14 protein-coding genes are annotated in these 13,813 nt (G+C 68.6%); 4 read left to right on the top strand and 10 right to left on the bottom strand.

The features are described from left to right. Positions 1-206: 206 nt before the first annotated feature. Positions 207-737, top strand: coding sequence for a porin family protein (locus ACQY9P_RS19395; RefSeq protein WP_421737601.1), 531 nt, complete (start codon positions 207-209; stop codon positions 735-737). On the opposite strand, the gene ACQY9P_RS19390 is transcribed toward ACQY9P_RS19395, so the two are convergent. Continuing rightward, entirely contained in the window at positions 734-1,909 is a 1,176-nt protein-coding gene (locus ACQY9P_RS19390) for an acyltransferase family protein (protein WP_421737602.1), read from the bottom strand. The two genes, ACQY9P_RS19395 and ACQY9P_RS19390, sit on opposite strands and share 4 nt — an antisense overlap. A 108-nt stretch (positions 1,910-2,017) precedes the next feature. Between ACQY9P_RS19390 and ligA the strand changes: the two genes are divergently transcribed. Both ligA and ACQY9P_RS19380 read left to right on the top strand, forming a co-directional pair. Beyond that, on the top strand, positions 2,018-4,369 hold the full coding sequence (ligA, locus tag ACQY9P_RS19385; protein ID WP_421737603.1) for an NAD-dependent DNA ligase LigA: 2,352 nt from the start codon (positions 2,018-2,020) through the stop codon (positions 4,367-4,369). 117 nt (positions 4,370-4,486) lie between these two features. Next, positions 4,487-4,906: a DUF2147 domain-containing protein gene (locus ACQY9P_RS19380; protein ID WP_421737604.1), complete on the top strand. Its 420-nt coding sequence runs from the start codon at positions 4,487-4,489 to the stop codon at positions 4,904-4,906. Positions 4,907-5,033: 127 nt separating this feature from the next. On the opposite strand, the gene ACQY9P_RS19375 is transcribed toward ACQY9P_RS19380, so the two are convergent. After that, positions 5,034-6,845 carry an aminopeptidase P family protein gene (locus ACQY9P_RS19375; protein ID WP_421737605.1) on the bottom strand — a complete coding sequence of 604 codons (1,812 nt, stop codon included), beginning with the start codon at positions 6,843-6,845 and terminating at the stop codon, positions 5,034-5,036. Positions 6,846-7,042: 197 nt separating this feature from the next. Here ACQY9P_RS19375 and ACQY9P_RS19370 point away from each other — a divergent pair, with 197 nt between their 5' ends. Further along, positions 7,043-7,546, top strand: coding sequence for a carbonic anhydrase (locus ACQY9P_RS19370; protein WP_421737606.1), 504 nt, complete (start codon positions 7,043-7,045; stop codon positions 7,544-7,546). 55 nt (positions 7,547-7,601) lie between these two features. On the opposite strand, the gene ACQY9P_RS19365 is transcribed toward ACQY9P_RS19370, so the two are convergent. The 8 genes from ACQY9P_RS19365 to ACQY9P_RS19330 form a co-directional block, all read right to left on the bottom strand. Next, positions 7,602-8,468, bottom strand: coding sequence for a 50S ribosomal protein L11 methyltransferase (locus ACQY9P_RS19365; RefSeq protein ID WP_421737607.1), 867 nt, complete (start codon positions 8,466-8,468; stop codon positions 7,602-7,604). 36 nt (positions 8,469-8,504) lie between these two features. After that, complete coding sequence (locus ACQY9P_RS19360) at positions 8,505-8,948, bottom strand: hypothetical protein (RefSeq protein WP_421737608.1); 444 nt, start codon at positions 8,946-8,948, stop codon at positions 8,505-8,507. A gap of 75 nt (positions 8,949-9,023) precedes the next feature. Next, complete coding sequence (locus tag ACQY9P_RS19355) at positions 9,024-9,359, bottom strand: DMT family transporter (RefSeq protein WP_421737609.1); 336 nt, start codon at positions 9,357-9,359, stop codon at positions 9,024-9,026. Next, on the bottom strand, positions 9,356-9,763 hold the full coding sequence (locus ACQY9P_RS19350) for a hypothetical protein (protein ID WP_421737610.1): 408 nt from the start codon (positions 9,761-9,763) through the stop codon (positions 9,356-9,358). Before ACQY9P_RS19350 ends, ACQY9P_RS19355 begins: the two co-directional genes overlap by 4 nt. Before the next feature lies 1 nt (position 9,764). Next, positions 9,765-10,703, bottom strand: a complete 939-nt coding sequence (locus tag ACQY9P_RS19345; protein ID WP_421737611.1) for a prephenate/arogenate dehydrogenase family protein — start codon at positions 10,701-10,703, stop codon at positions 9,765-9,767. Further along, positions 10,703-11,824, bottom strand: coding sequence for a histidinol-phosphate transaminase (hisC, locus tag ACQY9P_RS19340; protein ID WP_421737612.1), 1,122 nt, complete (start codon positions 11,822-11,824; stop codon positions 10,703-10,705). Before hisC ends, ACQY9P_RS19345 begins: the two co-directional genes overlap by 1 nt. Positions 11,825-11,879: 55 nt before the next feature. Beyond that, complete coding sequence (locus ACQY9P_RS19335; RefSeq protein ID WP_421737613.1) at positions 11,880-12,680, bottom strand: chorismate mutase; 801 nt, start codon at positions 12,678-12,680, stop codon at positions 11,880-11,882. A 114-nt stretch (positions 12,681-12,794) separates the two neighbouring features. After that, on the bottom strand, positions 12,795-13,808 hold the full coding sequence (locus ACQY9P_RS19330) for a DUF2125 domain-containing protein (RefSeq protein WP_421737614.1): 1,014 nt from the start codon (positions 13,806-13,808) through the stop codon (positions 12,795-12,797). Between the last annotated feature and the right edge of the window lie 5 nt (positions 13,809-13,813).

The following is a 13,813-nucleotide window of genomic DNA, read 5'->3' as shown; positions in this document are numbered from 1 at the left end:
AGGGGCCCGCGATTTCTTGTTCTGGCGCCGTTGATATCATGGATGACGCCGCCGTCATCATCAGTGTGTCCGACGCGCCGCGTTGCCGCTCCGACACGCAATGGCCTCAAACCCGACCGTGAACCGCCCCATGCCGGCCGTGTTCCGCGCCTAGCTGAAAGGCCGCTGAGGGAGCTGAAGAATGAGTACGAGTAGGAGTAACAACAATGAAAACTCTCATCGCCGCGACGCTTGTCGCCGCTTCGGTCGCTGCTATCCCCGCCCTGTCGCAGGCCCAGACCTCGCCTGAAATCTATGGTTCGGTCGGCTACGGCTCGACCCGCGCCAGCGGCGCCGACACCGGCGTCATCCAAGGGCGCGTCGGCGCCAAGATCACCCCCCACTTCGGTGTTGAAGGCGAACTCGCCGGCGGCGTTTCGGACGACAAGACCTATGTCGCCGGCGTGCCGGTCAATGTGAAGCAGCAGCATCAGGCCGCCGCCTATGCCGTGGGCTTTCTGCCGGTGACGCCGAACATCGAGCTTCTGGCGCGCGCCGGTTACGGCACGACCAAGTTCGACGCCTCCTCGGCCGCCTCGCCGCTGAAGGGCTCGATGGAAAGCTGGAACTACGGCGTCGGCGCCCAGTACAGGTTCGACGACAGGAACGGCGTTCGCGCCGACTGGACCAAATCGGAGTTCAACAACTCCAAGGAAGACGCCGACACGCTCGCCGTGGCCTACGTCCGCAAGTTCTAGGAGGTTTCGTCCCGGGCCCTGAGGCCCGGGACGCCTTCCCTGAAGCCGGTCGCCCCGGAGCGACCACGTCGACCCAGTCGCGGAGCCTCCGCCCGAGGCTTTACCCAGCGCTGCAGCGGCGCGTCGACGAACCGCTCGAACAGGGCCGAGAAGACGATGGCGGCCGGGAAGGCCAGGGCCCAGGTCAGCCACAGGGCGGGCTGGCCCAGGACCAGTTTGCCGGCGGCCACGTGCTGCGCGCCAAACCAGGTGACGCCGACGAACTGGTTGGTCAGGTACAGCGAGAACGACAACCGTCCCGCCGTGCTGGCCCAGGCCCAGCCCGTCCGCGCCGAGGCCCCGGCGGCGAAGATCAGCAGGCCCAGCAGGGCCAGGCTGGCATGATCGAACCGTCCGATCAGGTTCAGGCCCACGACCCCGGCGATGGCCGCCGCGCCCAGTCCGTCGGCCATGCGGGCGCTGACCAAGACCTCGCGCCCCATGCGGGCGATCAGGGCGCCCAGCAGGAACAGCGGCAGGGCGCGGATGACGCCGTACTTCAGCGGCAGGCGATAGGCGGCTTCGCCCAGAATCGGACGGCAGGCCAGATCGACCGCCGCGAAGATCAGGACTCCGACCGCCAGCGCCGCCCAGGGCGATCGAATCCTGGAGAAGGCGCGCCACAGGGTCGGGAAGGCGGCGTAGCAGAAGATCAGGGCCGACAGCGTCCAGGTCGGGGTGTTCCAGCCGGACGGGCCGTCGAAACCCCAGGCCTGGACCAGGAACACCTGGGCCGGCAGCTGTGACCACTGGAACCACTGCGGGTTCTGCGGCGCGATCCCCACCAGGCTGGTGACCAGGATCAGGGCGACAAAGCCCGATAGCATCACCAGGTGCGAAGGCCAGACGCGGGCGACGCGCCTCAGCAGAAATTCGCGGTCCTTCACCTGGCGACCGGCGACCCGGTCGCCATAGGCGCGGCCCAGCACATAGCCCGACAGCATCAGGAAGAAGTCCGTCGCCAGATAGCCGCGCCCCAGCGCCGGATGCAGGGAAAACAGGCTGACCGGCGCCTGCTCGGCATAGTGATAGACCACCATGAAGAAGGCCGCGAAGAAGCGCAGGGCGTCCAGCGGGCCGCCGCGCGACAGGGGGCGTGCGTCATTGCGGTACGGCAAGGCGGCGCTTTGCATCAGGAACTCCGGTCCACGCGGCCTGTCAGCAAGGCGCGCGCCAGCAGGAGCGTTTTATCCGGGCATCGGTTAAAACCCACACCTGACCTTTCCGAGCCGGATTCGCCCGTGACCCTGAAGCCCGTCGCCGACCTGTCCGAAACCGAAGCCGCCGATGCGCTGGCCGCGCTGGCCGACGAGCTGGCCGCCCACGACCTGCGCTATCACCAGCAGGACGCGCCGACGATCTCGGACGCCGAGTACGACGCGCTCAAGCGCCGCAACCTCGACATCGAGGCGCGCTTTCCGCACCTGATCCGCGAGAACTCGCCCTCCCTGCGCGTCGGCGCGGCGCGGGCCGACCAGTTTTCGCCGGTCGAGCACGGCGTGCCGATGCTCAGCCTCGACAACGCCTTTTCCAATGACGAGGCGATCGAGTTTGACGCCCGTGTGCGGCGGTTCCTGCGGCTCTCGGCCGATGAGCCCCTGGCCTATACCGCCGAGCCCAAGATTGACGGCCTGTCGGCGTCCTTGCGCTACGAGAAGGGCGTGCTGGTCCAGGGCGCGACCCGGGGCGACGGCCGGGTGGGCGAGGATGTCACCGCCAACCTGCGCACCATCGCCGACATTCCCCAACGCCTGAAGGGCTCAGGCTGGCCCGACGTCATCGAGGTGCGCGGCGAGGTCTATGTCGAGCTGGCCGCCTTCGCCGCCTTCAACGCCGCCGCCGAGGCGGCCGGCCAGCGCACCTACGCCAACCCCCGCAACTTCGCCGCCGGTTCGCTGCGCCAGATCGACCCCAAGATCAGCGCCCAGCGGCCGCTACGCTTCTTCGGTTATGCCTGGGGCCTGGTCAGCGACAGCTTCGCGGGCAGCCAGTGGGAGGCCCTGGCCAAGCTGGAGTCCTGGGGTTTCGTGACCACGGCCCCGCCGGCCCGGCGCGTCGAGAACGCCCAGGGCCTGCTGGACATCTATGCGCAGTTCGAGATCCTGCGGCCCAAGCTGGGCTTCGATATCGACGGTGTGGTCTACAAGGTCGACGATCTGGACCTGCAGAAGCGTCTGGGTTTCGTCTCGCGCTCGCCGCGTTGGGCCATCGCCCGCAAGTTCCCGGCCCAGAAGGCCCGCACGATCCTGGAGGCCATCGACCTGCAGGTGGGCCGCACGGGCGCGATCACGCCCGTGGCGCGGCTGAAGCCGGTGACGGTGGGCGGGGTCTCGGTGACCAACGCCACCCTGCACAATGGCGACGAGATCGCCCGGCTGGATGTGCGGATCGGCGACACGGTGGTGATCCAGCGGGCCGGCGACGTGATCCCGCAGATCGTCGAGGTGGCTCTGGACGTCCGGCCCGACCCCGCGCCGCCGGCCTATGAGTTTCCGCATGTCTGCCCTTGTCCGCTGAAGACGCCGCTGGCGCGCGAGACCAACGCCTCGGGGACCGAATCCGTCGTCCGGCGCTGCACCGGCGAGTTCGCCTGTCCGTTCCAGCGGGTCGAGCACCTGCGCCACTTCGTGTCGCGCCGGGCCTTCGACATCGAGGGTCTGGGCGAGAAGCAACTGCAGGCCTTTTTCGACGAGGGCTGGATCAAGGAGCCGGCCGACATCTTCCGCCTGGCCCGCGACGAGGAGAAGCTGACGGCGCTGCGCGAGCGCGACGGCTACGGCGAAACCTCCGTCACCAATCTGGTCAAGGGGATCGAGGCGCGGCGCACCATCGGTCTGGACCGGGTGGTCTACGGTCTTGGCATGCGCGATATCGGCGAGACCACCTCGACCGTCCTGGCCCGCCACTTCGACGCCTTCGCCGACCTGCAGGCCGCAGCGGAGGCCGCCGCGACCGGTTTGCCGACCGCCACCTATCTGGAGCTGTCGACGGCGCCCGGCGTGGGCCCCAAGGCGCTGGACCTGCTGGTCGAGGCCGGAAAGGGCGGTCTTCTGGCCGATCCCTGGCCGCAGGCCGACAATCTCGAGATCAAGATCGGCCACGCCGTCCCCAAGCTGACCAAGCCCGCCCGCGCGGCCCTGGCCGAGCGCTATGGGACCTGGGACGCCTTTGCGGCCGCCCTTGTCGAGGCCGCCGGCGGCGCGCCGGGCGAGGACTATCTGCACCTGGCCGCCGTCGATGGCGTGGGGCCCGTGGCGGCCCAGTCCCTGGCCCGGTTCTTCAGCGAAGAGCACAACCGGCAAAAGGTCGCCAATCTGGTCGAGCAACTCGACATCCAGGCCGTCGCCAAGCCAAAGACCGACACCGCCGTGGCCGGCAAGACCATCGTCTTCACCGGCGCGCTGGAAAAGATGACCCGCGACGAGGCCAAGGCCCAGGCCGAGGCCCTGGGCGCCAAGGTCGCCTCATCGGTCTCGAAGAAGACGGACCTGGTCGTGGCTGGTCCGGGGGCGGGCTCGAAGCTGAAAACCGCCACCGACCTGGGCATCCAGGTGATGACCGAGGACGAATGGCTGGCGATGGTGGCGGGCTGACGGGTCGATTTCGAAGATTTCGCCCTGAATTCGCCGCGACGCTTGCCGTTCCTGGCGGATCGGGCGATCCGTTACGCCGAACGCGTGTTCGAAACGCGAACCCTTGGGAGTACAAGCATGTTCCGCACCACCTTGATCGCCGTCGCGGCCCTCGGCGCGCTGGCCAGCCCGGCCTTCGCCTCGGATATCACGGGCCTTTGGGCCACCCCGACCAACGGCGGGCAGGTCGAGATCGGCCGCTGCGGCAACAGCCTGTGCGGCAAGCTGGTGACGTCCCAGCACATCAAGGACGATCCGTCGCTCAAGGACGGAAAGAACAAGGACGCCGCCCAGCGCGGTCGCACGCTGAAGAACCTGCAGATGCTGTACGACTTTACCGGCGGCCCCACCAAGTGGACCGGCGGCAAGGTCTATAATCCCGACGACGGCGGCACGTATTCGGGCACGATCGACATGCTCAACGACAACCAGCTGAAGCTGAAGGGCTGCATCGTTGCGCCGCTGTGCAAGACGCAGGTGTGGAACCGGGTTCGGTAGTAATGGTCCTACCCCTGATGGGGGAGGCGGTCGCGTAGCGACCGGAGGGGGAAGTGGCCTGGGCCGTTGAGCTTCCCTCTCCGTCGCCTGCGGCGACACCTCTCCCTTCAGGGAGAGGATCTCAAGCCTACAGCGGCGCGCAGGCCTCTTCCATCCAGGCCCGCACCTCGGGGTCGACCCGGGGCCCGATCTCCTTCAGCACCCGCGCGTGATAGGCGTCGAACTGGGCGACCTCTTCGGCGCTGAGCAGCGCCTTGTCGATCAGGCGGCGGTCGATCGGGGCCAGGGTCAGGGCCTCGAAGCGGTGCATCGGACGCTCACCCCCGGCGATGTCCTCGGCGGGCATGACCACTTCCAGGTTCTCGATGCGGATGCCGTATTCGCCGTCCTTGTAGAAGCCGGGCTCGTTGGAGACGATCATCCCCGGCTGCAGGGCTATGGTGTTGGGCGCCTTGCTGATCCGCTGCGGGCCTTCGTGAACACCGAGATAGACGCCGACGCCGTGGCCGGTGCCATGGTCATAGTCCAGGCCGTGAGCCCACAGGGCGGCGCGGGCGAAGGCGTCGATGGCCGAACCGGTGGTGCCGGCCGGGAAGCGCAGACGGGCGATGGCCAGGTGGCCCTTCAGCACCAGGGTGTTGCGCTGGACCATCTCGGCCGACGGCTCGCCGATCGCCACCGTGCGGGTGACGTCGGTGGTGCCGTCCAGATACTGGCCGCCGCTGTCGACCAGCAGCAGCGAGCCCATGGCGGCTTGCTGATTGCTGCGCTCGGTCGGGCGATAGTGCGGCAGGGCGCCGTGGCCATTGGCGCCGGCGATGGTGTCGAAGCTGAGGTCCTTGAGCACGCCGGTGGCCTCGCGGAAGCCTTCCAGCTTGGCGACGGCCTGCTTCTCGTCCGGCGGATTGATCTGACCTTCGGTGGCCAGCCAGTGCAGGAAGCGGGTCAGGGCCGCGCCGTCGCGGCGGTGGGCCTCGCGCGTGCCTTCGATCTCGACGGCGTTCTTGCAGGCCCGCGGCAGGGTGCAGGGGTCCATGCCGCGCACGACCTTGGCGCCCGCGCTGGTCAGGGTGTCGAAGTACCAGGCCGAGGACTGGCCCGGATCGACCAGCACGCTCTTGCCCGCCAGGTCCGCCAGGGCGCCTTCCAGGGCTTCGGGCGTTTCCAGCGACACCTGGTTGCCGAGCCAGGCGGGCAGCTTGGCCGTAACCTTGGCCGGATCGATGAACACACGGGCCGTGCCGTCGGCGTTGACGATGGCCTGGGATAGCGGCAGGGGCGAGCGGATCACGTCGCCGCCGCGCACATTGAACAGCCAGGCGATCGAGGAGGGCGCGGTGATCACGGCGGCTTCCGCGCCCAGGGTGGCCAGGCTGGCGCCGATGCGGCCGCGCTTGGAGGCGGAGTCCTCGCCGGCATACTCGACCGGCTGGGGCACGATGGGCGCGGCGGGCTGGGCCGGACGCTGGGCGCCCCAGGCTTCATCCAGCGGATTGGTCGCGACGGCCTTCAGTTCGGCGCCGGCCCGGGCGGCGGCAGCCTTCAGGGCGTCCAGGGCCTGGGGGCTGTGCAGGCGGGCGTCATAGCCGATCACCGCGCCGGGCGTGGCGGTCTCCAGATAGGCGGGGACGCCGCCCTCGACGAGGTCGCGGATCTCGAACACGTCCTGATCAACCTGCTCGCGCACCTGCAGGGTGTAGCGGCCGTCGACGAAGACGGCGGCGCGGTCGCGCAGGATCACGCCGGCCCCGGCCGAGCCGGTGAAGCCGCTGGCCCAGGCCAGGCGGTCATTGGCGGCCGGCAGGTATTCGTTCTGGTGCTCGTCCTCGTGCGGCACGAGGAAGCCGTCCAGACCCTGGCGGGCCATGGCGGCGCGGATCAGCGGAACGTGGCGGGGTCCGAAGGACGGATCGGTGGATTCATCGAAGGTCTGGCGCATGGCAGGGATTTAGAGCGTGGGCTCCAAAAGGCCAAGTGCGGCCGCATCGCGTGCTCGACATACCCGCGTTCGTGCGACGGGACGTCGCATGGCGAGAGTCAGCGTCGCTTGCAACTGTGAAGCTTGGCGCCGGGCGAGCGATCCTGGGCTTTCGGAGAAATGCCATGATGAGCTGTTGTTCCGCTAAGATCCCGGCCTTGTCGCGTCGGGAAGCTTTTGGCCTGATCGCCCTGGGCGGCGGCGTCGGCCTGCTATCGACCCTGGCGCCGGGCGTCGCCCGGGCTCGCGGTCATACCGACATGCTTCTGCTCACCTGCATGGACTATCGCCTGACCGATGACACCGTCGCCTATATGGACGGGCGTGGCCTGCGCGACAAATATGATCATGTCGTTCTGGCCGGCGCTTCACTGGGGGCGCTGACGGACAAGTATCCCAGCTGGGGCGAAGCGTTCTGGAGCCATCTCGACGTGGCCATCAGCCTGCACGCCATTCACAAGGTCATGGTGCTCGATCACCGCGATTGCGGCGCCTACAAGGTGATTCTCGGCGCGGACGCTATCGCGACGCCGGAGCTGGAACTGGCCGCGCACACCAAGGAACTTCAAGCCCTGCGCGCGGAAATCAAGCGTCGTCACGAGCATCTGGAGGTCGAACTGGGCCTGATGTCCCTGGACGGCAAGGTCGAGACCATCGCCTGAGTTCAGGCCGCCCCGATCCGGTCCAGTTCGGATCGGGGCGGCCTCGACATCAGCCTCAGGGGCGCTGGAGAACCAGCGTCGCCCAGGCGTCGCGATGGATGCGGCTGACGATCTTGAAGCCGCGTGACAGATAGGCCGCCTTGACCATGCGTTCCTGGGTGCGCAGCAGGCCCGACAGGATCACCGTTCCGCCCGGGACCAGGGCGCGCTTGATGTCCTGGGCCAGGCTGATCAGCGGGCGCGCCAGGATGTTGGCGAACACCAGGTCATAGGGCGCGTTGTCGGCCACCAGCCGGTCGCCCAGGCCTGAGGCGTGGACGAACTTGGCGTTGGCCTGATTGACCTTGGCGTTCTCGCGGGCGATCCGGACGCTGGGCTTGTCGATGTCGGTGCCGACGGCCAGCTTGCTGCCCGTGCGGGCGGCGGCGATGGCCAGCAGGCCCGTACCGGCCCCGACGTCCAGCACCTTCTTGAAGCCGCGCGCCTTGATCAGACGGTCATAGGCCTGCAGGCAGCCCACGGTGGTGCCATGGTGGCCGGTGCCGAAGGCCGCGCCGGCCTCGATGCGCAGGTTGACGGTGCTGGCCGGCAGACGGCCGCGATCGTGCATCCCGTAGACGAAGAAGCGCCCGGCCTTGACCGGCGGCAGGCCCGACAGCGCCATGGCCAGCCAGTCGGCATCGGCCAGCACCTCGGTGGTCACCTTCAGCTTGAAGCCGGCCAGCACGCGGTTGATGCCGTCGGACTCGTCCTGGGTGGTCGGAAAGGCGTCGATCCGCCAGATGCCCTTGTCCTCGTCCTCTTCCAGGATCGAGTAGGTGGCGCCTTCCAGCGCGACGTCGACATCAATGGCGTCTGCGGCGGCTTCGGCGTCGGCGCGGGCGCCGCGGGCGACGATCTGTTGGGGCGTATAGTCGGTCATGCCGCTCCAGTAGCCATCCCGGAGCCGAAAGGCGAGTCAGTCCGAGGTCGGCGCGCCTTCGGGCGGATCCTCGGGAAGGGCCACATTGAGGATGTCGCCTTGGGTCGAAGCCCAGTGAGGCTGGGCGGGCGGGGTGCGGGCGACCGTCACCAGAGGCGGCGGGACGTCCATCGGCGGCGGCATCACGAACGGCTCTTCATCGCGATAATAGGCGGCGTCGGTGCGTTGCACCGGGGGCGGGGCCAGAAAGTCGGTGCCGATCACATAGTCGGGCACCTTGCCGGTCGGCCAGGCGATGGGAGCAGCCGTTTCTTCGAGAGCGGCGCGGTTGACCGACTGCTCCGGCGCGGGGTCCTCGATCTGGCCGCCGATGCGGAATATCAGGCCGAAGGCGATGCCGATCACGGCCGCCAGCGGCGCGCCGTACAGCACCGGCCGGGTCAGCGCGAAGGTCTTCAGCGGCGTGAACGGGATGTCCATGCCCTGATAGCGCCCGAGACGCCGTTCCGTTCGCTTCCTGTGTCGAGAAAATCCCGGTCCGCCGATCGCGGCGCGTCAATGCGGCGCGCCGCTCCTGGAAAACAGGTTGATCACCAGCACCCCCGCCATGATCAGCGCGATCCCGGCCAGGGCGGCGCCGTCCAGGCGCTGGCGATACATCACCCAGGCGATGCCGGTGACCAGCACGATGCCGACGCCCGACCAGATGGCGTAGGCGATGCCCACCGGCAGGGTCTTGAGCGTGTGCGACAGGGCGAAGAACGAGATCGCATAGCCGCTGACCGTGATGATCGACGGCAGGGGCCTGGTGAAGCCCTCGGCGGCCTTCAGCGCCGAGGTGGCGATGACCTCGGCGACAATGGCGATAGCCAGCCAAGCATAGCCGTTCATTGGATTTGCCGCGTTTTCATCGAGAGATCGGCTTCGGTCCATCCGGATGTGAGTAACTTCTCATAGGCGGCGTCGATTGATGCTCTGGGGGCGCCCTCTTCGGCCCAGATCGTGACGGGCTGCTCCGAACGGTCAGAGGGAGCGTGCGCTCGCGTGAAGGCGGTGGCTAAGTCGGGCTCCAACGTTTCCAAGGTCGTGGGACGGCCGCCCAGGCGTAGCGATCCGTCTTTCTTGACGTCGATGTTCTGCTGCAAGGCGACCAGCTTCACCGCGTCCTTGAAGGACCCGCCTTTCGGCGTCGCGACGTCGATCTGAACTGCTATGAGGCCCGTCGAGAAGGCAACGACGAGCGCCCCGAGCAGAGCGACGCCAACGCCCACGAACAACAGGCGCCGCCGGCTCACCTCAATGCTTTCCGCGATCGCGTCCGAAGTTCGGTTCGGCGCTTTCCTGGCCGGCGGCGACGATGCCCCGGCGGATGGCGCGGGTGCGGGTGAAGTGGCTGTGCAGGGTGTCGGCGTCGCCCCAGCGGATGGCGCGGCTCATGGCCTGCAGGTCCTCGGTGAAGCGGCCCAGCATCTCCAGCACCGCGTCCTTGTTGGCGATGAAGATGTCGCGCCACATGGTCGGGTCGCTGGCGGCGATGCGGGTGAAGTCGCGGAAGCCCGAGGCCGAGAACTTGATCACCTCGCTCTCGGTGACGTTCTCCAGATCGGCCGCGCTGCCGACGATGGTGTAGGCGATCAGGTGGGGCAGGTGGCTGACGACGGCCAGCACCAGGTCGTGGTGCTTTTCGTCCATCAGCTCGACCTGGGCGCCGAAGGCGCGCCAGAACGTCGACAGCTTGGCGACGGCGGCGGCATAGGCCTCGTCGTCCTTCTCGGCCGGGGTCAGGATCGTCCAGCGGTTCTCGAACAGCTCGGCGAAGCCGGCGTCGGGCCCAGACTGTTCGGTGCCGGCGATCGGGTGGCCAGGAATGACGAAGACGTGGTCCAGCGGCTGGGCGCGAAACGCTTCGCCGACATTGCCCTTGGTCGAGCCGACATCGGTCAGGGTCGCGCCGGCCTTCATGGCCGGAGCCACGGCGGCGGCGACCTCGGCGATCGACAGCACCGGCGTGGCGATGACCACCAGGTCGGCGTCCTTCACGGCTTCGGCGATATCGTCGGTGACGTGGTCGGCGATGCCCAGTTCGACGACGCGGGCGCGGTTGGCGGCGCTGGAGTCGGCCACGGTGATCTGGCTGACCACGCCGTGGGCGCGGGCCGCGCGGATCACCGAACCGCCGATCAGGCCGCAGCCGATCACGGTCATCTTGGGATAGAGGATGCCGGGCTTAGACATCATCGCCCCACGAACTCGGTCAGCAGCTCGACCACGGCGCGGTTGTGCTCTTCCTGGCCGATGGTGATGCGGATGGCGTCGGGCAGGCCGTAATTGCCGACCGCGCGGACCAGATAGCCCTTCGACGCCAGGAACGCCTCGGCCTCCGGCGCGGTCTTGCCCGGAACCTTGGGGAAATTGACCAGCACGAAATTGGCCGCCGAGGGCGTCACCTCCAGGCCAAGCCCGCCCAGTTGCTGGGTCAGGAAAGGCCGCCATTGCTCGACCAGCGCCACCGAACGGGCCTGGAAGTCGACATCGGCCAAGGCGGCGACGGCGGCTTCCTGGCCGGGGATCGAGGTGTTGAACGGCGGGCGGATGCGCTCGATCGGCTCGATGATGTGCGAGGGGCCGTAGCCCCAGCCCACCCGCAGGGCGGCCAGACCGTGGATCTTGGAGAAGGTGCGGGTGACGATGACGTTCTGCGCCGTGCGGGCCAGATCCAGCCCGTCCTCGAAGCGCGGATCGGTGGCGAACTCGGCATAGGCGCCGTCCAGCACCAGCACCACCGACGGCGGCAGGGCCGCGTGCAGGGCGCGGATCTCCTCACCCGTCAGCCAGGTGCCGGTCGGGTTGGCGGGGTTGGCGATGAACACCAGCCGGGTGCGCTCGTCGACGCACTTGACCACCTCTTCGGCGTCGATGCGCTGGTTGGGCTCGCGGGCCATGCGCACCTCGCCCTGGCAGGCGCGGGCCCCGATGGCGTAGGCGGCGAAGCCGTGCTCGCCCTGGACGATATTGTCGCCCGGCTCCAGATAGACTTGGCACAGCAGGGCGAAGATCTCGTCGCTGCCGTCGCCGAACGTCAGGCGCTCGGGTTCCAGGCCATAGTGCTGGGCCACCGCCTCGCGCAGGATATTGGCCTTACCGTCCGGATAGATGTGCAGGCGATCGACGGCGGCGCGATAGGCGTCCTTGGCCGCTTCGCTGCAGCCCAGGACGTTCTCGTTGCTCGACAGCTTCACCGGATGGGCGACGCCTTCGATCTTCGACTTGCCGCCGACATAGGCGTGGATGTCCATCAGGCCCGGCTTGGGCGTGGGGCGCGGCGCGGCGAAACGGTCGGAGGTCGGGGCGGTCATCTTGGCTACTCGGTGGAACCTGGGGAAACTCGGGGCGGTCTTACACCTCGTCCGCTCAAACGTCGAACGGCGTTGGCGCGGCCCCGATGACTCCCGTCAGCTTGCCCGGAGCGCGGGTCAGGCGCTCGTCGCCGGGCATGAAGAAGCCCACCAGCGAGAACAGCTTCAGCCCGCCGGCCTCGGCCAGGGGCTCGGCGGCGACGCCGTCCTGGCCCAGGGCCTCGACGATGGCCGAGGCGCTCTTGGCCGAGTCGGTGACCCAGAAGGTCTGGTCGCCGCCGGTGGGCTCGACCTCGACCTCGGCCACGGCCAGGGCCGCCTGCGGGCCCCAGGCCGACAGGCAGGGCAGGGCGGCGAAGATCTTGAGTTTCGGTTCGGCCAGCAGCCGGCCCCACCAGGCGCTGTCCGGCGTCAGGGCCAGCACGCCGACGCCCCAGGGCGTCTTGGCGGCGGCCAGCACGTCCTTGGGCTCGGCTAGCACCTGCATACGCGGCGCGGTTCCAAAGCGCAGGCGAGCCAGTTCGACCGTGCGGGTCGCGTCCTTCCCGCCCCAGACCGACAGGTGATAAGGGCCCTGGCGCGCCAGGTTGTCGCTCATCACTTCGCGCCAGATGCGGATGACCAGGGCGTCGTTGGCGGCTTTGCGCGGCGTGGCCAGCAGCTTGCGGACGATCATCGCCTCGCGGCCGGGGCGCAGGCCAAAGCCATCATCACCCGCCGCGCGTTTGGCCGCCGCCACCGAACTGGCCAGGGCGGCCCGCTCGTCCAGCAGCTTCAGAAGTTCGCCATCAATGGCGTCCAGTCGCCATCGGACCTCGTCGAGTGACAGAGGCGCGTCGGCCGCGTCGGTACCCATGTTTATCCCCGAAATTGGAGGGCGGACCATAGTCCTTGCCGCCGCCGGTGCAATAGCTGGCGTTCTCGGGAAGAAACTTGCGCGCCCCTCGCGGGAGGCGCGCTTGATCTTCGCCTAATAGACGCGCGGCGAAGGGCCGGTGTCGATCGTGCCCAGGCGAGTGCGGCCGTCCTGGAAGATCAGGCTGGCCTCGATCACCGGTTCGCGGCCCAGGGCCTGGGAGACGGCAGCGATGGCCTGCTCGGGCGTCTTGATCTTGGCGTTGGGATCGACGCGCTCCTTCAGCGCCACGTCCAGCGCGCCCTGCAGGCGGCCGTTGGCGTCGACCGTGAGCGCGCCGGACTTGGCCGTGCCTTCGGCCTCGCCGGCCGTGATCCGGGCGTCGTGCATGGTGATCGTCCCGCCGGCCACGCCCCAGTCGCGCACGGCGTCCGCCCAGTTCTTGCCGCGCAGGTGCGAGACGCGGCTCAGTCGGGCGTCCAGGATCATGTCGGCCGTGTTTTGCTGGGCGATGCGGCCCAGCAGGCCGGTGAAGTTGACGCGCGCGCCTTCGGCCTTGAACAGGATCGCGCCCTGGTCGTCCGGGCCCGGACGCAGGTGCAGTTGCATCGACTGCGCCGTCTGCAGCGGGAAGGGGCGGGCGTTTGGCGCGGTCGAGAACACCAGTCCCGCGCCCTCGATCGAGATGCGCGGGGGATACTGGTCGAAGCCGGCGAGGCTGGCGCGAAGGGCCTGTCCGGCGATGGCGACGTCGCCGCCGTCATCGGGACGGGTCAGCAAGGCGCCGCGCGGCGCGACCGCCACCCAGTGGTCCAGGTCATAGATCAGCGCCTCGCCCTTCAGTTCGGGGATGCGCAGCGCCCAGCCCGACGGCTCGGCCACTCGGGCGTCGGCCAGGGTGACGTCCAGGCGGAACGGAAATCCGGAGAAGGTGCGGGCGCTCCACGACAGGTCATAGCCGCGCGACTTCAGCGACGCCGCCGCCGTGTCCATCCGCTGCTCGGCCTGACCGCGCAGCCAGAACCAGCCGACGCACCAGGCCGAGGCAAAGGCCAGCAACAGGACGAAAGGGGTGATCAAGCCGCGCCGACGGGCTTTGCGGGACGGGGCGGCGTCGGTATGGGTCATGAAGG

Source organism: Caulobacter sp. (assembly GCF_965279145.1).
Lineage (GTDB): Bacteria > Pseudomonadota > Alphaproteobacteria > Caulobacterales > Caulobacteraceae > Caulobacter.
The sequence above is the reverse complement of the archived record's forward strand: the minus strand, read 5'-3'. Positions and strand labels throughout refer to the sequence as shown.